Origin of the sequence: Colwellia sp. RE-S-Sl-9, from assembly GCF_048296855.1 — a bacterium.
Classification (GTDB): Bacteria; Pseudomonadota; Gammaproteobacteria; order Enterobacterales; family Alteromonadaceae; genus Pseudocolwellia.
Window position 1 is genome coordinate 991,950 of the sequence record NZ_CP182631.1, and the last position, 22,998, is coordinate 1,014,947.

At 35.6% G+C, this 22,998-nt stretch carries 16 protein-coding genes; 8 read left to right on the plus strand and 8 right to left on the minus strand.

Going from position 1 to position 22,998, the window contains the following annotated elements:
* Nucleotides 1–27: 27 nt before the first annotated feature.
* Entirely contained in the window at nt 28–441 is a 414-nt protein-coding gene (locus ACM9HF_RS04260; RefSeq protein ID WP_473614592.1) for a cytidine deaminase, read from the minus strand.
* A gap of 161 nt (nt 442–602) precedes the next feature.
* Nucleotides 603–3,833, minus strand: coding sequence for a TonB-dependent receptor (locus ACM9HF_RS04265; RefSeq protein ID WP_473614596.1), 3,231 nt, complete (start codon nt 3,831–3,833; stop codon nt 603–605).
* Nucleotides 3,834–4,545: 712 nt separating this feature from the next.
* Between ACM9HF_RS04265 and ACM9HF_RS04270 the strand changes: the two genes are divergently transcribed.
* The 4 genes from ACM9HF_RS04270 to ACM9HF_RS04285 all read left to right on the plus strand — a co-directional run bounded on the left by ACM9HF_RS04270 (nt 4,546) and on the right by ACM9HF_RS04285 (nt 8,948).
* Nucleotides 4,546–5,229: a TetR/AcrR family transcriptional regulator gene (locus tag ACM9HF_RS04270; RefSeq protein ID WP_473614600.1), complete on the plus strand. Its 684-nt coding sequence runs from the start codon at nt 4,546–4,548 to the stop codon at nt 5,227–5,229.
* 39 nt (nt 5,230–5,268) lie between these two features.
* Nucleotides 5,269–6,450, plus strand: coding sequence for an endonuclease/exonuclease/phosphatase family protein (locus tag ACM9HF_RS04275; RefSeq protein ID WP_473618252.1), 1,182 nt, complete (start codon nt 5,269–5,271; stop codon nt 6,448–6,450).
* 70 nt (nt 6,451–6,520) lie between these two features.
* Nucleotides 6,521–7,861, plus strand: a complete 1,341-nt coding sequence (locus ACM9HF_RS04280) for an alkaline phosphatase (protein WP_473618253.1) — start codon at nt 6,521–6,523, stop codon at nt 7,859–7,861.
* 175 nt (nt 7,862–8,036) lie between these two features.
* Nucleotides 8,037–8,948: an AraC family transcriptional regulator gene (locus tag ACM9HF_RS04285; protein ID WP_473614603.1), complete on the plus strand. Its 912-nt coding sequence runs from the start codon at nt 8,037–8,039 to the stop codon at nt 8,946–8,948.
* 67 nt (nt 8,949–9,015) lie between these two features.
* Here the strand turns inward: ACM9HF_RS04285 and ACM9HF_RS04290 are convergent, their stop codons facing one another.
* The 4 genes from ACM9HF_RS04290 to ACM9HF_RS04305 all read right to left on the minus strand — a co-directional run bounded on the left by ACM9HF_RS04290 (nt 9,016) and on the right by ACM9HF_RS04305 (nt 16,026).
* Complete coding sequence (locus ACM9HF_RS04290; RefSeq protein ID WP_473614607.1) at nt 9,016–9,960, minus strand: Kelch repeat-containing protein; 945 nt, start codon at nt 9,958–9,960, stop codon at nt 9,016–9,018.
* A 147-nt stretch (nt 9,961–10,107) separates the two neighbouring features.
* Nucleotides 10,108–11,289, minus strand: coding sequence for a cystathionine beta-lyase (locus tag ACM9HF_RS04295; RefSeq protein ID WP_473614609.1), 1,182 nt, complete (start codon nt 11,287–11,289; stop codon nt 10,108–10,110).
* A 164-nt stretch (nt 11,290–11,453) separates the two neighbouring features.
* Nucleotides 11,454–12,617: an MBL fold metallo-hydrolase gene (locus ACM9HF_RS04300; protein ID WP_473614612.1), complete on the minus strand. Its 1,164-nt coding sequence runs from the start codon at nt 12,615–12,617 to the stop codon at nt 11,454–11,456.
* 565 nt (nt 12,618–13,182) lie between these two features.
* The gene (locus ACM9HF_RS04305; RefSeq protein ID WP_473614615.1) at nt 13,183–16,026 is read right to left on the minus strand and encodes a TonB-dependent receptor; all 2,844 of its coding nucleotides are present in this window, start codon (nt 16,024–16,026) and stop codon (nt 13,183–13,185) included.
* A gap of 409 nt (nt 16,027–16,435) precedes the next feature.
* Here ACM9HF_RS04305 and ACM9HF_RS04310 point away from each other — a divergent pair, with 409 nt between their 5' ends.
* The gene (locus ACM9HF_RS04310; protein WP_473614619.1) at nt 16,436–17,110 is read left to right on the plus strand and encodes a GntR family transcriptional regulator; all 675 of its coding nucleotides are present in this window, start codon (nt 16,436–16,438) and stop codon (nt 17,108–17,110) included.
* A gap of 77 nt (nt 17,111–17,187) precedes the next feature.
* On the opposite strand, the gene ACM9HF_RS04315 is transcribed toward ACM9HF_RS04310, so the two are convergent.
* Both ACM9HF_RS04315 and ACM9HF_RS04320 read right to left on the minus strand, forming a co-directional pair.
* Nucleotides 17,188–19,446: a xanthine dehydrogenase family protein molybdopterin-binding subunit gene (locus ACM9HF_RS04315; RefSeq protein WP_473614623.1), complete on the minus strand. Its 2,259-nt coding sequence runs from the start codon at nt 19,444–19,446 to the stop codon at nt 17,188–17,190.
* On the minus strand, nt 19,443–19,919 hold the full coding sequence (locus tag ACM9HF_RS04320; RefSeq protein ID WP_473614626.1) for a (2Fe-2S)-binding protein: 477 nt from the start codon (nt 19,917–19,919) through the stop codon (nt 19,443–19,445). The genes ACM9HF_RS04315 and ACM9HF_RS04320 overlap by 4 nt, the downstream gene beginning before the upstream one ends.
* Nucleotides 19,920–20,181: 262 nt before the next feature.
* Between ACM9HF_RS04320 and ACM9HF_RS04325 the strand changes: the two genes are divergently transcribed.
* From ACM9HF_RS04325 to ACM9HF_RS04335, 3 genes are read left to right on the plus strand one after another with little or no spacing between them, the layout of a single operon-like run.
* Entirely contained in the window at nt 20,182–21,102 is a 921-nt protein-coding gene (locus tag ACM9HF_RS04325) for a sialic acid TRAP transporter substrate-binding protein SiaP (protein WP_473614629.1), read from the plus strand.
* Entirely contained in the window at nt 21,077–21,652 is a 576-nt protein-coding gene (locus ACM9HF_RS04330) for a TRAP transporter small permease (RefSeq protein WP_473614632.1), read from the plus strand. The genes ACM9HF_RS04325 and ACM9HF_RS04330 overlap by 26 nt, the downstream gene beginning before the upstream one ends.
* 10 nt (nt 21,653–21,662) lie before the next feature.
* Nucleotides 21,663–22,943 (plus strand): TRAP transporter large permease, encoded by a 1,281-nt coding sequence (locus tag ACM9HF_RS04335; protein WP_473614635.1) that lies wholly within the window; start codon nt 21,663–21,665, stop codon nt 22,941–22,943.
* Nucleotides 22,944–22,998: the final 55 nt, after the last annotated feature.

Below are 22,998 nucleotides of genomic sequence, written 5' to 3' on the forward strand. Positions count from 1 at the left end.
TTCCTTAAATTTCTTATAATTATTGAATTAAATGTCTAATAAACTTTTTGGTGTAAACGCATCTGGCAACAACTCAGATACGGTCCAAATTTTTGTGTGTCCTAAATGGTTAGCAGATATCACTTTGGCATCTTCCGCTAAAAACTCGGCTATCACCTGCCTACATGCGCCGCAAGGTGGTGTGAGTTTTTCTTGTTCTGTGTATACAACAATTGACTGAATACGCGTTTCGCCATTTATAACCGCTTGTGCAATACAGTTACGCTCAGCACATACCGTTAAACCATAGGAAGCATTTTCAACATTACAACCGCTAACTATATGACCTAACTCAGTTAACGCTGCAGCACCTACCCTGAAGTTGCTATAAGGTGCATAAGCCTTTAAGTAAGCTTCTTTCGCTTTGGTAATTTGATCTTGATAGTTTGATTGAGTATTCATTTGTATCTCCCTACAATAAAAACTGACCATATAGTCAAGTTAGTTAAATCTTAATCTAGCTAGATAGATATTACTAGTACTAAAGTTAATTTTAGGACGATTAATTTATAAAAAAAAACCGCACGTAAAGTGCGGCTTTGATTAAATATCAAACATTTAAATTAGAACGTGTATTTAACACCAATTTTAACATTCCATGTAGATGCTCTATCTTCAAAAACAATAGGTGCATCATCTGCCTCTGCGTTTTTAGAGCTGTACACATATTGTCCTTGGTCATTTATATCATAACCAAATAAATCTGACGTACTGTTACCAAATTCATTTTTATAAACACGAGCTGAGTCTTTATCAATTATTGCCCAAGCATTATCAATATCTAGATACAACAAGCCTTTATGCCCATCAAAAATACCAGGAAGCTCTTGTTCAATTCTTAAATCAAGACTTGAAACCCAAGGACCACGCTGATTATTTTTAGCTAAAGCTCCACCTTCAGTAGATAACCCAAGAACTTCAAGTTGTGAAACAATTTCTGAATAACTCATACCATTTACAAAATCAACGGCTGCATCATCAGCTCCTGTTGGAATGTAAGGTAAATATGCCGGATGAAGATCTAAATCACCATCTAAACCAGTTTCATTAAAGTTTTTACCTAACACCCAGCTGTATGGGCGACCAGATTTACGTTCAAAAAATGCATGGAATGTTGTTGCATAACCACCGATGAACTCAGTGCTATAACGTAAATTGAATGTAATTCTGTGCTTAGTTTCATAAGATGAAGTACCTAGAGCAACATTTTGTGGATCGTATACCGGATGGAACTCATATGATGTATTAGATGAAGTACCTGATGCTGCAAAGCGATCTTCCACATCAGTATTAGTATACGAGAAATTCATATTCAAACCACTTTCAAAGGTTTTACTTAAACTAAACGTTTTAATTAATGTTTCACCACCACCAATATTTGTCATTAAAATATCACGACGACCTCGTCCTTGATCACCTGCTTGATAAGCTTCACTATCTGTATTAAATGCAAAACCATAGATTGGGCGACCATCTACAGTATAGCCGTTAAGACCACGAGAAGTGTCAACTTGACGACTCAAATCTTCCCAAATAACTCCATCTTTAACTTTCTTGTATAAAACTTCACCGCTGATGTTCCAGTTTTCGCCTAACCCTATAGCACTAAAGTCAGCAACATAATCTGCTGCAACACTATATTGCCATGTGCTTGGAATTTCGAAATCAGGATCAATAGCATCAATATTCGAATTAGCACCGTCTAGCGATGAACCAGAGATTGCATCTAAAGCTCGTTGTGGAATACTGCTAGGATCTGGGTTGTTTAGGTATGCATCAACCAAAGATTGGTCAGCATCACTTTCATTTCGGCTACTATAGGCAGCAATACGACTACCATCGTTAGTAAATGAGTTTGATACCCATACGTTAGGACTACCACCACTAAATAAACCAAAACCACCACGAAGCGTTAAGCCTTCAATTTCTTCATCTAGATCCCATTTGAAGCCTACACGAGGTAAAAATATATCTGTACCATCTAAATTTTCATTGTTTTTAAAACCATTACGTTCTTCAAATAATGGATTCTCTGTTGGTTTGTCACTGTTAGAAATACGTTCATAACGTAAACCATAAGTTAAATTGAAACTATCATTAACATCCCAGCTATCTTCAACATAAAAAGCATGGTTACTTAAGCTAAAGCTTGCAGCAGCATCATCTCTATTTAAACTTGGGTTATTTTGATATTCAAACCAATCAGCGTTCCCTGATTCAAAGTCTTCAATAGAATCAAAGTACCATGATCCTAAATAATGTTGCATAAAGATGTTAAATACATCAACTTTTTCGTATTCCCAACCAAATGAAATCGCATGATCATCAAGTAAATATTCACCACTGAATCGTAATTGCAATGTTTCATTACTCAGTTGATTAGCATGACGACTATCATCAGAACCTAAATTAATTGTCCCGCCGCCATGATCAATCTTAACTTCACCAAATTCCAAACCACCAACAGAAGCTTGGCTGTTTGTACTTTCTTTGTATGATGCTTTCATTTCAGTTGAAAAGTTTTCAGTCCAGTATGAAAACACTTGACCTACGTAAGTCTTGTACTCATTTGTTCTATTGTACCAATGCGAAGATAAGTACAATTCATTTGAACGACCAGCTGTATTACCTGCACTATTACTGAAGCCATAACCATAAGTTAATGATGCACGATGATCGTCGTTAATATTCCAGTCTAATTTTAAAGAATATTTTTCATCTTCTAAAGGAATTGATGCATCCCAAGAACCCGCATCATAACCATACTTAGATTGTGCTGTACTCACTACACGTTCAAGATCACTTAATGATACATTGCTGACTTCATTTGCTACACCAGAACCAGCAGGGCCGGTATTAACAGTACTAGGTGCTTCAAATGTTTCATATGAAGCAAAGAAGAAAAGCTTATCTTTAATAATTGGACCACCTAAAGTCGCTCCATAACTTTCTTCTTTAAATTTTAATTTAATGTCTTCGCCTGTTTCAGGATGCTCAGGATCACCTGCCCAAGAATCTTGTGCTTTTTCAAAAAATACACTTCCGTGAAAATCATTCGTACCTGATTTTGTAACAACACTAAGTTGTCCACCAGAAAAACCACCTTCTTTTGCAGAGAAAGGTGCAATTGCAACACTTAATTGTTCAATCGAATCAAAAGCAATAGGCGAGCGCTCAGTTGGGTAACCGTTACCAGCTAAACCAAAATCATCATTCAGTTTTACACCATCAACTTTCAAACTATTATAACGAGGGTTACTTCCTGCTAAATATAATGAAGAGCCATCATTACCTACAACAGCCATAGGGTTTTGACGAGCAATATCTTTGATATCTCGGTTAAAAGAAGCCGCCTTACTAATTTGATCACCGTAAAAAGTACTTTCAGAACCACTTATTTGTTCATATAAAGTAGATGTCCCAGTTACTTCAATACGTTCTACATTTAAATCTTCTAGAGATTCAGAAACACGAAACACTTCACTCAATGAAATATAAACATTTGATAATTTTTTATCTTGAAATTTATCAGAGTCAATTTCTATTGTGTAAGGCCCACCAACACGTAACCCTTGAGCGAAAAATGCTCCTGAGTCATTAGTTGTTAATGTTTTACGTGTGCCTGAAGGCTCATGCGTAACAATAATGGTGGTGTTAGCAGCTGCATTACCTGCAGGCCCAACAATAGTACCCCTAATACCTGAAGAGGTATCAGCAGCCATAGCTGATGTTGATAAACCAAGTGCTAAAACTACAGCACCTGTAAGTTTTGAGAGACGATGATTTTTCATCATATTATTCCTTAGTATAAGTTTAAAATTAGTTTTCTTATGTTTAAGTAAAATGTTGTGCAATTAGTTAGTATTTATTTTTTTATATTTATTATTGTCGATTCTGATTAAAGCAAAGTTTCTTTACATTTTCATTACATGATTTTGGAACAAGTTAAAACTCAAATAAAAACCACTTACCACCATTTTCATAAAATCAAAAGAAAAACACAAATAAACCTTTAAAAACAACAAGATAAAACAAAAACACAGAAAACAATATTTATTTTATAGATTCTTTTAGATATTAAAAAGGTTGTTTTTAAAACAAAATATTATACCCAACAAAAGAACTTTAATTAACAAACCAATTGGTCAGGTTATAAATCAATAGCAATATAAAGCCTTAAAACAATAAGATATAGAGTTTTTAAAAAACACACCCAATAATCAACAAAAATAAAAATATGATATTTATTAAGTAATAACCTACAATATTTTATCAATTTTACGAATCTTAGGGTTTATTCGTAATTAAAGTTCCAAATAACAACCTTAGCCTAACGAAAACAATTTAATATTTCTGTCATTAAATTGTTTTAAAATGGTACAAATGATACAAAGCCATAACAGTAATCAAACCAGATAGTCAGCTATAAGGAACAATAGCTAGGGTAGTGAAGGCCGTGTATATGTATGCAAGCTGCAACTTTTGATTAAAGGAGTGTTCAATTATATGAAAGAAAATAATAAACTAACCAAACAAAGTAACATTCAACAAAAAGAGCAGACTATCAAAACTACAAAACAAGGCAGTATTAGAGAAAAAAGCCAAGATAAAATATTAGCTGCCGCTCAAGAAGAATTTATCTTACAGGGTTATAAAGGTGCTACGGTACAAGCGATTGCAGACCGAGCAGAATTACCTAAAGCTAATGTACTTTATTACTTTAAAAATAAAGAGAACATATACCATGCTGTTTTAGAGCGCACATTAGCAATGTGGGATAATGCTATTGGCGATATAGATCCTGACCACGGACCTATAGTTGCTATTGAAAAATTTATCGCGTCAAAAGTTCAGTTATCATTTAAAGAGCCTGCGGCCTCTAAAATTTATGCTATGGAAATTATACAGGGCGCACAACACCTCAAAGATTTTACACGTACCTATTTACGTAAGTGGGTAAGAGAAAAAGCGGTTTTATTTCAGCAATGGATAGACAGTGGTGAAATGGTTAATGTTGATCCTGTACATTTGATTTTTCTTATTTGGTCTTCAACTCAACATTATGCTGACTTTGACAATCAAATATTAACGGTCATGAATCAAGCAGATTTTGAAGATGAAGATTGTGAAAAAGTTACTGCCTTTTTAACCGACTTTATTCTGCGTGGTTGTGGTTTAAAGAAAGATTAATCCCCTATTGCTAAATAAGGAACAACATTGAAAAAAATTATATTACTGCTAGCGATTTTACCTTTACTCATTACAGGCTTAAGCATGGCTAATGAAACTGAAACACCTCAAAAACTTCGTATAGCAACATTCAATGTAAGTATGGAAGCTTTAAATTATCTTCCTTATGTTAAAGGCCAAGCTCCATCAGTAAAAGGTAATGAGCTCGGTACGCAATTAAAAAACAATCATCAACAAATAAGAAATATTGCTGAAATAATTCAACGTGTAAATCCTGATATTATTTTATTGAATGAATTTGATCGTGAAGATGACTCTCATCAAGCCATTAAGCTCTTTTTATCTCAGTACTTAAATAAAAGCCAACAGGGACAAGCAGCCATTAAATTCCCTTATTTTTATCAAGGCCCAGTAAATACAGGGGTTCCTACCCCTTTTGATTTAAATAACGATAAAGTTAAAGGCGACTCACCCAATGATAATTACGGCTTTGGCTACTTCCCTGGCCATTTCGGTATGGTGTTATTATCTAAGTATCCTATCAATGAAAAAGGTATTCGAACTTTCCAACACTTTAAATGGAAAGATATGCCAAACGCTTTAAAGCCAATAGACCCAAAAACGAATAAACCTTGGTACAACGAAGAAGCATGGAATAACTTTAGATTATCGTCTAAATCTCATTGGGATATTCCTGTATCTATTGGTAACAAAACACTTCACGTATTAGCTAGCCACCCTACTCCGCCTGTTTTTGATGGTCCTGAAGATAGAAACGGTAAGCGTAATCACGACGAAATACGATTATGGAACGATTATATTACGCCAAATAAAAGCGATTATTTATACGACGACAACGGCGTAAAAGGCGGCATAGCCCCAAATAGCGCTTTTGTTATTATGGGTGACCAAAATGCTTCAAGTGTTGATGGCGATGCCATTAAAGAAGGCATAACCGATTTACTTGCTCACCCAAATGTTCAAGACACCAAGCCTGGTAGCAAAGGCGGAAAAGCTCATAACAAAAGTAATCCATACAGTAAAAATCATACGGCACATTGGGGTATGCGAGCTGATTATGTTTTACCTTCTAAAAACCATATTAACGTTATAAATTCAGGTGTTTTTTGGCCATTACCAACAGATGATGAATTCAGGCTTGTTAAAGACAGAGCCGCATCTTCAGATCACCGTTTAGTTTGGGTTGATATCAGCCTATAACCTTTAAAAATCTATAGGACATTCTATTATGAATAAAATACTTGCAGCATTGACTATTGCTGGTTTAACTATGTCGTGTGGTAACGAATCAAAAACAACAGTTACCCCAGCTGAGTCAGCGCCAGTTATTTCAGCACCTAAAAATATTATTATGGTTGTAGGTGACGGTATGGGCCCCACTTATACAACAGCCTATCGCTACTTTAAAGATGATCCAGCAACACCTAAAGTAGAAAACACCGTATTTGATAGACATTTAGTGGGTATGAGCAGTACCTACCCTGATACTCATCATTCATATGTAACTGATTCAGCAGCTAGTGCAACAGCACTTTCAACAGCAAATAAAACCTATAATGGTGCTATTGGTGTTGATATGGATAAAAATCCACTTGAAACCGTACTAGAAAGAGCTAAATCACGCGGTAAAAAAACAGGCGTAGTCGTTACTTCACAAATCAACCACGCGACACCCGCTTCGTACTTATCTCATAATGAAAGTAGACAAAACTACAACGAAATTGCGAATAGCTACATAGACAATGGCATAAAAGCCGATTTATACCTTGGTGGCGGTTGGAAATACTTTATTAGAGACGATCGTAACCTAGTGAACGAGTTTAAAGATAACGGATTCACCTACATAGATAGTTATCAAGCGCTAGAAACTACATCGACAGACAAACCATTACTCGGTTTATTTGATAAAAAAGGTCTCCCTTGGGCATTAGACGATACCAATAAATATCGTCTTTCAAGTATGGCCAAAGCAGCAACAAAACATTTAGAAAACAAACAAGGATATTTTCTATTAATTGAAGCAAGCCAAATTGACTGGGGCGGACATTCAAACGATATAGCAGCAGCGATGGGCGAAATGGACGACTTAGCAAAAACTCTCGAATACTTAGAAACTTACGTTAAATCACATCCTGATACTTTAGTGGTTGTAACAGCTGATCACAGCACAGGTGGTGTTACTTTAGGTGCACATGGTGTTTACGAATGGAAGCCTGAGACCTTAAGAACCATGCTACAATCACCTTCATCTATTGCTAAAGTATTTGAAGCTACTGACATCACTAAAACCAAAGCTAATGAATTGTTTAACTTTGAATTAACTGAAGATGAACTATCAACGCTGATCACAGTGAAAAATGATACGTTAAAAAACATTCAAATTACGGCAATTACCGATGAAGCAAAGTCTAAAAAAATCAGCCTTCAAAAAGAGCTATACACAGCCATTAAAAAAATAATTGATGGTCGTACAAATACAGGTTGGACATCTTCAGGCCATACAGCAGTTGACGTTCCTGTTTTCGCTTTAGGCAGTAATAAAGACATGTTTAATGGCTATCAAGACAATACAGATATTGCTAAAAAGATATTTACCCTATTAGACAAATAATGTGTTCTTAATATATTTAAAAAACTAAAAAGCTGAATATTTTATTCAGCTTTTTTATTTCTGTATTTACTATGGAAGTTTATCAACTAACAACAGCAAGATCTGTCAGGTAACCTCTCATATTTTATGAGATTATTAATACATCGCCTTACTTATTGATACAAACAATATAAATATGGACACCATAAAAAATATCCCCTTTCAAAAAGTATGTCATTTTATAGATAAAAATTTAAATACAAAGCTTCCTTTAGATGATCTATGTAAAATTGAGCATTTATCCAAATATCATTTTCATCGCTTATTTCACCTGCATGTTGGGTTACCTGTTTTTCAATATATTCAATTACAACGAATGAAAAAAGCAGCTAATCAACTCTATTACCATCATCACTTAACAATAACTGACATTGCTCTAGATGCAGGTTTTGAAAATATTGAATCATTCTCGCGCGCGTTTAAAAAAGTATTTTTAGTAACACCCACACAATTTAAACAATCGCCTAACTGGGCACCCATTTCAGGTAACCATCTAAATAATGTAAATACAACACAAGCGAATCAATTTATGGAAAATTCACTAATAGCGAATGTAAAAATACAATGGTTTGATAAAACCCCAATAGCCAGCTTATCCCACAAAGGTTCACCTCAAACGTTACATAGCAGCATAAAACGTTTTATTGAATGGCGAAAAGAACACCATACGCCACCAACACTCAGTAAAACTTTTAATATTTTATATAACGACCCACACACTACACCAGCAGAGGACTACCGATTTGATATAGCCACCAATATCACCTCAAAAAACCTAACAAACAACGAGCAATTGAAAGAAGATAAGCTTAAAGAGAATACGCAAGGTGTAGAGCTGGGGGAAATTCCCGAAGGATATTGTGCCGTATTACGATATACAGGAAGTGATGACAATTTAGGTAAAATGATAAACGCACTTTACAGCCAATGGTTGCCGCAAAGTGGTAAAACGCTTCGTGACTTCCCTTGCTTTATTGAACGCGTAAAAATGTTTCCTACTGTTAACCAAAGTGAAGCGATTACTGATATATATTTGCCGATTATTTAATAAGACGACAAGACGAATGAGTTTCAAAGCTAAAAATAACTCTTTAGCTTTGAAACAATAATGTTATTTATAAATTAAAGATTTGAATATCATCAAGGAATGGTCCACTACTTCCTATAGTACCGCCAATAACGTATACCGTATTGTCTAAAGTAGTAATGGCATTATGACGACTCGCTTTATAACCTAAATCTACTTTTTCCCATACTTTAGTTTTAAAGTCATAAACATATGTTGATGATAAATTTTCGTAATCACCAAATGTATATAATTTATCTTTAATGACAGTCACTGAATGTGCACTCATTTTAACAGGCATTGAAGGAAGAGAAATCCACTTATTTGTCTTAGGGTTAAACTCCTCAAATACATTCAGAGCTGACTTATGATTGTATCCACCAACCAGATATATCTTGTCATCTTTAACTACCGATCGAGTTGTTTTAGCTGTAGGCATATCTGCAGCCCTCATCCATTTATTTTGTTTAACGGAATAAACTGACACTAAAGCGCTAGCAACTAATTCACTTTTATTAGGGTATGCACCACCAAAAACAAAAATATTATTATTTAAGAATACAGCACTATTAATTCGAGTTGGATAAGGTAATGGTTTAGCAAAGCTAACTTCATGAGTTATCGTATCAAATATTTCAACTCTATTTTCATATCGAAACTCTTTATTTTTCAGGCTGACACCACCAATGATATATATAGAATGTTCACCATCCCAAACAGCTGAAAAATACCGTCTAGGTATTAATTTACTTTTTAAAACCTGTATTTTATTGGTATTAGGGTTTATTTGTTCAATACTTGAAAGAAAGCCCTTTTTATTACTACCTCCAAACACATAAATCATCTTCCCATCATTAATTGCAGCATGGGCAAAACGAGATTTAGAAAGAGATAAACCATCAGACTTTAAATCGGATGTAGTGGAACAACCTGAAAGAGCGATAAGAAAGAAAATAAAGAGGTGTGATAAATAATTTGTTTTTAAGTTAATCATACCATTAGTCCATTAATTTACGATTATTCATTTTATAATAGCCACCATAAACAATGCAAGTCTAAAGCTTTATAAAGCTTTGATTTTTAAATTAATAAATATAAAAAAAGCACATAAACGTGCTTTTTTATTGCTTACCTTATAAGATTAACCTTGCTCTAGCACCGAATTAAAGCGCTCAAAACCTTTAGTTAAATCTTCAATTAAATCGTCTACATCTTCTAAGCCAACATGAAGCCTAATTAACGGAAACTCGTATTTCCATTCTGTAGCAGTACGCATGGATTTTACGTTTGATATCGCTAAAATCAAGCTTTCAAAACCGCCCCACGAATAGCCCATTTTAAAGTGTTCCATTCCGTCAAGTAACGCAGTAATGGCCGCTTGGCTGCCTTTGTTTAATACAAACGAAAACAAACCATTTGAACCATTAAAATCACGTTCAAAAAATTCATGACCTGGGCATGAAGGTAAAGCAGGATGCAGTACCGTTTCAACTTCTGGTCTTGTTGCTAACCAATTCGCAATCTTAAGCGCGCTCGTTTGATGCTGTTTTAGCCTAACACTTAAAGTACGGATACCACGCAATGCTAAATACAAATCGTCTGGCGAAGTGCACTGCCCCATAATGTAACTATTTTCACGTACCTGTGGCCAATACTCTTCAGTAGCGGTTGCAGTACCTAACATGACGTCTGAATGCCCTACTATATATTTGGTAGCAGCTTGTACTGAAATATCAACACCATGATCAAATGGCTGAAAATTAACAGCTGCGCCCCATGTATTATCAAGCATAACTATACAGCCATGCTTATGAGCCACTTCTGCTATGCCGGGTACATCTTGAATTTCCATGGTGATTGAACCTGGAGATTCTAAAAATATCAAACTCGTGTTGTCTTGGATAAGCGCTTCGATACCTTTACCAATTAACGGGTCGTAATAAGTGGTAGTAACTCCCATTTTAGCGAGAATTTTGTCACAATAATCGCGAGTAGGTTCGTAGGCATTATCTACCATTAAAATATGATCGCCAGTTTTAACCACCGAAATAATTGCATTAGTAATAGCTGCAGTACCTGAAGGATATAAAGCACAGCCAGCTCCGCCTTCAAGCTCAACCATAGCATCGCTAAATGCAAACGAGGTAGTCGTGCCTCTTCGGCCATAAAACAAGGTTTGATTTGTTCTATTTACTGCTGCAGCTTTCATTTGTTTAACAGACTCAAACACAACCGTTGATGCGCGCTGCACAGAAGGATTGACTACGCCATTTGTCCACTTTGCAGAACGCCCTGCTGTTACTACTTTTGTTTCTGTTTTCATTTATGTGTTCTCGTTTTTAGATATTATAGCTATCTAGCCATCTATAATGTATTTATAACCTGATTAGATTAAAGGTGCACGGAATTTTTGATAATAAGTAAGAATACTTTAAAAGTAATTAGGCTAAATCAATAGCCATATAATTTAGATATAAGCCTAATAACCTACTGCCACCAACGCTCTGTAAATATAGGATTTTTCAAATCTATAATCTCACCAAACCTTGGAGTACTTAAAGTAACTTGCTTTTCTTGTGATGTTTTCAAAATTTGATTTAACGGATCATCCCAATCATGAAACGCTAAATCGAATGTACTGTTGTGAATAGGTATTAACACGTTAGCGTTAAGATCTTGATGAGCTTGTACTGTTTGAGCAGGAAACATATGAATTTTTTTCCAAAACTCATCGTAAGCGCCATTCTCCATAAAACTCACATCAAAAGGCCCATACTTATCACCTATCATTTTAAAGCCATCAAAATAACCCGTATCACCACTAAAATAGAGTTTATATTCATCTAACAAAAATACCCAAGATCCCCACAATGTAGCATTTCTATCCCATAAGGTTCTTCCTGAAAAATGCTGCGATGGTGTAAATGCGATAGTAAACTTACGACCTTTATTCTCTTCATTACTTGTAAACTCCACTTCTTGCCACCAAGCGAGACTTTTAATATTGGCTTTCGAAACTCCCATGCTTATTAAGTTTTCATCAACACCTTTAGGTACATAAAAGAACGTATAATCATTAGAAAGAAATTTAATAGTGTCGTTATCTAGATGATCATAATGATTATGTGAGATGAACACTTTATCTATTTTAGGTAAGTCTTCAAGGCTAATCGCCGCAGCTTCAAAACGTTTGGGGCCTACAAAAGAAACAGGCGACGCTCGTTCGCTAAACATAGGGTCAATTAGCCAATAGCTACCGTAAACTTTCATTAAAATAGACGAATGCCCTAATTTAACGATATAAACACTTTTACTATCAAGCGCATCTAATTTTGCTCTAGTAAGGGGCTTAACATAATTATCGCTGGGCATTGGGTTGTTGCGATCTTCAAATAACGATCGCTTAAAAATAGCTAAACCAACCAACAAGCTCGATCGATTTGCAGCATCATCTTCTACATTTTTATTACTCCCATGATTTATATTTTTATAGACGGCATCAACAGAAGTTGAAGAGCTACAAGCAATGATAATAATAATGAATGTAAATATAGCGATGAATTTACTCAGTGTTTTCATTGATGTTAAACCTATTATTTCAAAATTGGATTGTTTATTCGTTGAGTTTGGGTAAGTAACTCTATTGTGCATTAAAAGTTTTCTAAGGTCTGTGGCTCTTTCGAGGTTACTTTTAAAACAAGCGCAAGCCTTTGAGTTAATTTAAAGTTTAACCCTAAAAGCTCAGCAGCCACTAATAAATTTAATCTTATTAATTGTAGATTAAGAAGTTTTTACAACACTGATATTCTTATGCGTTAATAAGCATACCAGTAAGTCGCCCTGCGGATACAAATAAAAGGTGACAAACTGTGACTAAATAACCTCAACTCGGGATAAGCAAAGTTACTCAACAAGCTATTTTTACGCCTAACTTAACTTCGTTGAATTGATTACTAATAGCCAGAAAGAAAAAAGTTCGCCTTGTTACACACAAAAATATCAATGTTAATGACTAATATCTTAGGAAAATAACAATACATATTAAACATTTGATAAATAAATCTTTTAATTGGTTCACTAACATTCATTAACCTAAGTTGAGGTTAAATAAAATATTTTATGATCAAAAAAGCCGTCAAGAAGACGGCTTTTCAATGACCTTCCATATCATTAACATCATAATCAATAATATGAAATTTATAACACGCTATACTTTTTAGAACTTAGCTGTAATACCTACATTATAACGAGCGCCAAACTGTTCTAAACTAATCAATTGATCAGCAAAACGACCATGTTGTCTGGTTGTTTCTTCAGTAATATTTATACCTTCAACAAACACAGAAATATTATCGTTTATTTCATAACTCGCATTAAGATCCCATTGTCCGTAAGCTTCAGTAAACGTTGGTTCAATTAGGTTTTGTGGTTGGTGCATTGCCCATAAAAAGTCATCGCGCCAGTTATAAGCTAAACGCACTTGTAAGCCATTCTTTTCATAAAAACCAATTAAGTTCGCTGAATCACTTAAACCAGGTAATGCAAAAGTACTTTCAATGTCGTAAAGATCTAATTCAACATCACCGCTAACAAAAGTTAAGTTAACAATTGCGCCAAAGCCTGATTCACCAAATAAGTGTTGTGCATTAATTTCCCAACCATTTACCTCTGCATCTTCTAAGTTACTAGGCGTTGAAATAATAAAGTTAATTACAGGATCTTCAGCTGAAGAAAAACAGGCAGGATTACCACCAATAACTTCACTTGGACAGCCAGCTTGTGGAATAACACTTGGATCACGTAAAGGTTGGCCATTAATATCAGGTAAAGTCCCTTCTCTGGTGCTACTTCCGATAAAGTTTTCAACATATTTTTGGAAAAAGCCGATTGATGCGTAACTACCTTCATCGTAATACCACTCTAAAGATAGATCGATATTTTTAGACTCTAATGGTACTAGGTCTGTATTTCCTACTGATGCATTGAAAGGTCCGTTTGGTCTCGCATCGTAGCTCACTGATGGGAACATTGATGATAAATCAGGGCGACTTAACGTGGTGCTATAAGAAAATCGAGCAATAACGTCTTCAGATAGATCTACGCTCAAATCAATATTAGGGAGCACTCTTGTATAATCAGACTGTTCGCTAACGGCAAATAAATCAGGTTCGGTTATCTCACCAAAACGCCCTGCGGTATTCACGTAGTTAAAGTATTCTATTCGGCGTTGTAATGAAACCGCTTCAACATCGGTTGATTCCCAACGTAAACCAATGTTCATTTGAAAAGGTATATCGTTAAATTCATTTTCAATGTCAAAAGAGACATAAGCAGAAACAGTTTCTTCGCTAATATTATTAAATGTTGGCTCGTCTTCACCACCATATAAGCCTTGGCTTTTCGTTAATTCTAGTGCTTCTAATGCACTATAGTTAGAAAGTAATGGGAATAAGTTTTTATTTCCGCCAATTTCACTACCAAAACCTTCACTTGATGCAAAGTTAAGGTCGAGCGAAGAAATATCGGTTGGCACAAAGGCAACAGTTCTGCGTCTTGTAGTATCAATTTGATAATCAGTTAATGCCAAACCAAAATTAACTTTAGCTAAAGCGCCATCGTTGGTATTTAACCATTCACCATCAAATTGAAATTGTTTAATATTATTTTCAATTTCTAGGCCACGTTGTTGGTATAGGTCAAACTGTACATTTTGATCAGCAAATGCATCTTGCCCTGGTAAATCTGCAGCATCAAAGAACACATCAGGACGACCAGTAGGACTTGTATTATAGCTAACATCTACACCACCACGATCAATAGTGCCATCACCATTGGTATCATTTACGCGTGGATTTTTTAGGTTGATAATAGTTTCAGAGTTTTGGCCATCGGGTTGTGAATGTGAAGTAGAATCATGATAATCAAATGAAAGGTTTAACGATTCACTTACATCCCATTTTAAATTTAAACCTAACGAATCATTCTCAGTTTCAATTAAATAATGAAAAGCCCAAAAATTTAGCTCGTCATCAGGTCGCATTGGATTAGTTACTGTACCATTAGCATCTGCTGAACCACCTGTATCACCATCAAACCAGAAACTAGTACGGTTTGTACTATTAACTTCTTTAAAGCGAGAAAAAACATAATCAACACTCGCTGTTATAGCGTCATTTGGAGCAAATTGTAAAATAAACTGACCATTTTGGCGTTCACGTTCTATATCTTGTGTATCTACATCAATTGTTAATGGTGCCCAGTGAGTACCATTAGGATTTAAGTTTCGGTCAATACCACTTGTATCAACATTAGAGCCTCGGCCTGCAACCCAACCTTGTGCACCTACTCTTTCTTTTCTGCTATCTCGCTCAGCATGAGATAATGAAACTAACACCCCAAGTTTGCCATCCATAAAAGTATTGCTGATCATTCCAGACAATTCTGGCGTAATACTATCGCCCTTGTCGACGCTAGTATCGATAACACCTTTGGCAGAGCCTACCGCTTTAAAACCATCAAAATCGAAAGGTTTAGCCGTTTGAATATTAATAGTAGCGCCAATACCACCAGAAGATATATTAGCCTTACCCGTTTTATATACTTCAACACCTGAAACACTTTCAGCTGCAACTTCCCTAAAGTTAAAACTACGGTCTATACCATTTTCCAGTAATGTTGATGATGTTGGCATTTGTCGATTATTCAGCGTAACTAAGTTAAACGTTGGACCAAAGCCACGTACAGAAACTTGGTTACCCTCGTTATTCGCTCTGTCAATTGAAACACCAGTAATACGCTGTAACGACTCAGCTAAGTTAGTATCAGGAAACTTACCTATATCTTCTGCGGTTATCGCATCAACCACACCACTTGCTTCTCTTTTAATATTAGAAGAATTAATCAGTGATCCTCGAATACCTACTATTTGTATAACCTCGGTATCTTCAGCTTTATTTGTTTCTTCTGCTAATACAGGGGCTATACCACCAATATTAAATATTGCCGTGGCTACTGCAACTGACAACGCTTTTTTTCTGTAGCTATTAGGATATCGTTTCATTTTTCCCTCACATTAATTTCATAATTTGTTGTTTGTTAAAGATTATTTATTTTGACTGTTTATTTTTATGTAAAAAGTACATGAGCTGCATACCATATCTAAAGCATTGAGATTAACTATAAACGCTTCTGTAACGTAATTTTCATACATGCACAGTATAAATATCACACATTAAAAAAATAAGATCAACCATAAACACCAATAAATTATGTGTAATCAATCGTACATATAAAAACATTAACTCAAGAGGCTTAAGTACTTTATTTGTATACGATGGATAAAATAAGTTTAGTTATTAACGAGGTAGCTATTAAAAGGATAAAAAGTAAATAGATTAATGATAATTAATGTTATATGTTAAGATATGCGTTTACTTCAAATCAAACAGATGAATTTATAGTGTTTTTTTATGCCTAAATTACAACAAATTAAAGAAGAATTAATATCGCCGTTATTGGCTGAAGAAACCACAATATATGCGCGAATTTTAAATGATATTGCTAATGCGGTTTTTGTTAGTGATGATAGGCTAGTTACTACACAATTAGCCAAACGCTATAACACCAGTATTAATCCTATTAGAGAGGCGTTGAAACAATTACAAGGTGAAGGTTTTGTCACTGTAGCTCCTAATAGCGGAGCCCGTGTAGCTAAGTTTGAATATCATACTATGCGTGATGTTTTTGAGATTTTACAGTTACTCGATCCTTATTTAATGGAGTGGTTTGTTGATGGGCACACCACTGAACAATTAAATGAACTACATGAACTAGTAAAAACAATGGAAGCTCTTACACCTGAAACTCAATATAACTACAGAGTTTTAGATACTCAGTTTCACTTATTAATGTACAGTAATCACTATAATAAAAGTGCAGTAGATTTATGGCGCAGAAAAAGGCTTATTTTACTTGCTATGCATTCAAATTTAACATTAAACTCCGCTCGTATTAGCCAAAGCATTAAAGAACATAAAGAAATGTTAGCAACAATAGCTAAAAGAGATGTTGAAGCAACCTTAACCTTGTTAAAACAACACATATCAAATAGTGGGCAATATTGGTCTCGCTTTATCCAAAAGTAGTTCTAATCAAAGTTGTATAAATCAATCAATTAAAAAACGAATTCAGCATCACTGAATTCGTTTTTTAATAATACCACCTATATTGTAAAGTACTGATTGAGCGGTAACTCTCGATAACGCTTACCTGTAGCAGCAAAAACAGCATTGGCAATACTCGGCGCAACAGGTGGTACGCCTGGCTCACCCACACCACCTGGAACTTTATTTTTGTCATTAGCTAAATGAACAATAATATCCGGCGCTTGATTTATACGAGTAACGGGGTAATCATGAAAGTTCGATTGAACAATCGTGCCATCTTTAATATCAATATTTCCCATTAGCGCTATAGACGTTCCAAAAATCATAGCACCTTCCATTTGGGCTTTTATACGATCAGGGTTAATGTCTAATCCACAATCTATCGCACAATGAATCTCTTTTACTGTAAGTTTATTATTCAGCACTTCAACTTTAGTGGCTACTGCAACATAGCTAACAAAACTTCGATGAACCGCAATTCCCCAACCTTGTCCTTTAGGTAAAGTTTCATTTATAGGCACATTAGCCGTTAAAGTTTTTAATACATTTTTATAGCGAGTAACCGAATAAGGATGCCTTTCTAGCTCTTCACCATAATTGGTAAAAGCAAAGTTATAGGTTTCTTTATGATTAATTTCTCGGTCTTTACCTAAAGCATTAAAAATAAACTCTGCTGTAGGTACTTTAGCTGCATGAGCAAGTTCATCAATAAAACTATTTAATGCGAATGAATGTTGAATATTACAAACCGATCGCATCCAACCAATACGAACAGGTGCTTCTGCATTAGCTTTTTGCATTAGTACGTTATCAATATCGTAAGGTAAATCCCCAAAACCTAAACTTAATTCAAAGTCTTGCGGGCTATTTTTTTTGCTGTCAAAAGTAGATGCGATACTTGGATAAACGGCCTTTTGTTGCCATGATGTGATTTTGCCTAACTTGTCTATCCCTGCTTTCATGTGTTGAACCGCGCCAGCATGATAGTAACTAGCTTTAATATCGTCTTCTCTACTCCAAACCACTTTAACAGGACGTTTTGTTTTATCCGCTAGGTAAATTGCTTCATTAGCAAAATCAGTTTTAGACTTACGACCAAAGCCTCCACCTAAAAGTGTAGAGTGAACTTTAAACGCATCTACCTCTAGCTTCATCATAGCAGCACCTTGTTCCATTACCGCTTGAGGGTTTTGGACACTTGCCCACACTTCACAAATATCATTATGAAACCAAGCAGTTGCCATAGGGGGTTCCATAGGTACATGAGCTAAGTAAGGAACAAGATACTCTGCTTCAAGCACTTTATCTGAAGCTGAAAAACCTTTAGTAACATCTCCCTTTTGACCTATCGTTTCAGGGGAGTTTTTTAAGCGACTTTTAAATTGCTCAAATGCTTCTTTGGAGTTATGTGTTTTATTTTTACCGAGTTCCCATTCTATTGAGAGTGCTTTTCTACCTTGCAGCGCAGCCCAAGTGTTTGTTGCAACAACAGCTACACCCGATAGCGGAAAATACACAACAGTTTCAGGAGTAGCAGGCATTTCGATTACATCAACAACCCCAGCTATTTTTAAAGCTTCTGTCGGGTCAAACGATTTAACAGTTCCATGTAACACCGGACATCGTTCAATAGATGCAATTAATAAATTAGGTAGATCAACGTCTATTCCATACGTAGTATTGCCCGTAACCATATCGTGCAAATCAACAATAGGTACGGGTTTGCCTATGTATTTAAAATCTGCTGCCGATTTATAACTTAACGACTCAACAGCTGGTAATGGCTTTTTACTCGCTAATTCAGCTAAATCACCATAAGAAAGTTTACCGCCTGAGTTTTTATTAACAACATAGTTATCTTTCGCGTATACAGTATCAACCGAAACCTTCCAGTAATCAGCTGCTGCTTGTTCTAACATAGTTCTAGCAGAAGCCCCCATCTCTCTTAACTTGTCGTAAAACTTACGAATACTTGTAGAACCGTCAGTATTTTGATCGCCGTAGCGCTTATCGCCTAAACCTTGAATAACTTTTACATTAGCCCAATTGGCTTCAAGTTCGTCAGCAATAATTTGGGGAATACCCGTTTTAGAACCTTGCCCCATTTCTACGCGATGACTCACAATTTCAACGGTATTATCTGGTTTTATTGCAACAAAGATATTTAAGCGTTGCGGTTTACTTTCTACAACATTCGCAAATTTAGGTAAGTTTGATGTTGAAGGTGTTATTGAGCTACATCCTAACAACAAGCCTCCACTTGCAATACCTGCATAAGACAAAAATTCACGACGCGACAATTTTGAGGTATTCATGATTTTGCTCCTGCTTGAGTTGCAAGTACAGCGGCAGCTTCTTTTATGGCTTTTTTAATACGAGGATAAGTTCCACATCGACAAATATTGCCTGACATATGGTTATTAATGTCATCGTCTGTAGGCTTAGTATTATTTTCAAGTAAAGTAAGAGCGCTCATTATCTGCCCCGACTGACAATAACCACACTGTGGCACGTTATTATCTTTCCACGCAATTTGAATAGGATGCTCGCCATTATCATCAACACCTTCTATTGTGGTGATTTTTGCATTGTTAGCGACAGCAACAGGCGTTATACAAGATCGAATAGCTTGACCGTTTACATGAATAGTACAAGCACCACACTGCCCTATTCCACAACCAAACTTTGTTCCTTTAAAGTTTAATAAATCACGTAACACCCATAATATAGGCATATCATCAGGCGCATCAACCTTATGTATTTCATTGTTAATATTAAGTTTTATCATAATAACCAATTACCTATCCTTAAGTTAGCATCAACACGTAATACTAATAAAACGGTTTAAAACAACTTAAATTAATAAGTTATTTTATTGTCAACAATTGACATTCTTACCAAATCATATATTAATGAACATAATAAAAACATAATAAAATTATTTAGAAATGCAGCATCACAAAATAAAACGACATTATTTACACTTTGTACTACGCACTATAAAAACAATATTAGTATACACCTTATGCTTATTATTACCGCAAAAAGTTATGGCTGCAGAAAAGGTAAAACACTTAACTTGGGCTCATGTTTACGAATTAACAGAACCCCTTCATAAGTGGTCGGTTTGGGCGGCAGAAGAAATTAACAGAAAAACCAATGGAAGATATGTAATAGACGTATTTCCAGCGTCTATTATGGGAAAAGAAGCTGAGCTTAATCAAAGCTTAAGTTTAGGCACTATAGATATTATTTATACAGGAACAAGTTTTGCTGCTCAGAGTTATCCTCCAATGGGTTTATCTGAACTACCCTATGTATTTAGAGATTACGAACATTGGCAAAATTTTAATGAAAGTCCTTTATTTAAAGAGCTTTCAGAAGGTTATAAAGCGGCTTCGCGAGGTAACCAAGTTGTAGGAAACAACTACTATGGTCAACGCCATGTAACCTCTAACTCCCCCATTTTAACCCCAGAAGATATGAAAGGTTTAAAATTACGCGTCCCCAATGCCTCTATTTACAAAATGTTTCCGTTAGCTGTTGGCGCTAATCCAAGCCCAATCGCGTTTTCAGAGGTATACCTTGCCTTACAACAAGGAGTGGTAGACGCCCAAGAAAACCCTCTCCCTACCATTAAAGCTAAAAAATTCAATGAAGTGCAAAAGTACATTAGTTTAACGGGTCACTTACAAGGCACCAATTTAACGCTAACAAGTAAGCACCTTTGGGAATCTTTATCACCCGACGACAAAAAAATATTTGCCGAAACATTTAAACAAGCAGCAGCGAATGTTTCAGCTGATACTCGTCAATCAGAAAAAGATTTAATTGAATGGTTTAAACAACAAGGAACAGAAATTTTGACCGTAGATAGACAGCTATTTAGAGATAAAGTGTTACCTAGCCATCAAGCAATTAAACAACAACTAGGAGCTGATTTTTATGACAGATTACAAAACATCAAATAAATCAGGTGAAGCTGAAACCATCGTAAGCGATTTTCATATTGAAGAAGATGATCACTTTTCTTTTTCTGATTACAAAGTAGAAGACTGGTTAGCGTTTATTTTATTTTGGCTTTTAGCCATTACGGTGTTTGCTCAATTCATGAGTCGTTATATTTTTGAGTCTCCTCTGGGCTGGACTGAAGAAATAGCTCGCTACCAGCTGATTTGTTTGGGTTTTTTAGGTAGCTGTATTGGAGTTAGAAACAACAGTCATATCTTTGTCAGTTTATTTCATCGTTGGTTCTCTGCCAAATTATCACACAATATTTATCGTATTATCGCTTTGTGTAATGTGCTTTTTCTTTCAATATTAGCTTATTTTGCATGGCAGATAATCCCACTGCTTTCCATTCATAAAATGGCTTCGTTGCCTATTTCTATTAGTGTTTTATATGGCGTAATTTTTGGGAGTCTTTTAATTTTGATTTTCCGAAGTATTCAACATCTCATCAAAATTTTATCGGCTTCAGCACCTGATAAAGCTGACGATATACTCACGTCTTGCGATTAAGGGCAAATTAATGGTTATTACAATTTTACTGGTTTCACTGTTTGCTATGATTATCTTAGGTTTTCCTGTCGCTTTTGCACTTGCAGGTTCATCTTTACTCGCCATTCTTTATTATGGCCAAGTGCCAGAGCTGGTTGTACTTCATAGAATGGTGGGAGGAATGGACAGCTTTCCATTACTTTCAATTCCTTTTTTTGTATTAGCGGGCGCGTTAATGAATTCGTCTGGCATCACAACTCGAATTTTTGAATTTGCTAATGCATTAGTGGGTTGGATGCGCGGTGGTTTAGGCCATGTAAATATTAGTGCATCTATTATGTTTGCTGGTATGTCGGGGGCAGCGGTTGCAGATGCTGGTGGATTAGGCGCTATTGAAGTAAAAGCCATGCGCAATAAAGGTTACGATGCTGGATTTTCGGTAGGTATTACCGCGGCATCATCAACAATTGGGCCAATTATCCCACCCAGTTTACCCATGATTATTTACGGTGTAATGGCATCGGCTTCAATTGGGCAGTTATTTGCTGCAGGCTTTATTCCTGGTTTACTTATGGCTGTTTCATTGATGATAATGGTGGCTTATTACGCTAAAAAACGTAACTACCCTAAAGATGCGGGATTTAGTATGCCTCGTGTAGCCACTACGTTTAAATCTGCTTTTCTATCATTAATGACGCCAGCAATTATTATTGGTGGTATTTTGTTTGGTGTATTTACCGCAACTGAAGCGGCTATTGCTGCTACGGTTTATGCCCTTATTTTAGGATCTTTAGTATACCGAACCCTTACCATTAAAAAGCTGGTAAAAGTCAGTATGGAAACTATAGAAACCACCAGTATTATTTTACTGATTATTGCAGGTGCTGCTATATTTTCGTGGGTGCTTACTAGCCAACATGTTACTGAAGATTTTACCCGTTGGATGTTAACCATTACAGATAACAAAACACTTATTTTGTTAATGATAACCTTTATTTTATTTGCTGTTGGCTGCTTTATGGAAACCATAGCCGCTATTACCATTTTAACGCCTGTGTTGTTACCTATAGCCGTTGGTTTAGGTATAGACCCTGTTCATTTTGGTGTAGTGATGGTACTAAATTTAATGATTGGATTACTCACACCACCAGTAGGCATGGTGCTTTATGTACTTTCAAGAGTCACTAAAGTACCGTTTGAAGAATGTGCTAAAGCGACTATTCCGTTTGTAATACCTTTAGTTATTGTTCTACTTTTAGTGACTTTTATTCCTGAATTATCTATGTGGTTACCCACGCTTTTATATCGTTAATTTACCAGTCCCAACCAGGTCCGTACTTTCGTTATTGATACAATAAGACCAGTTA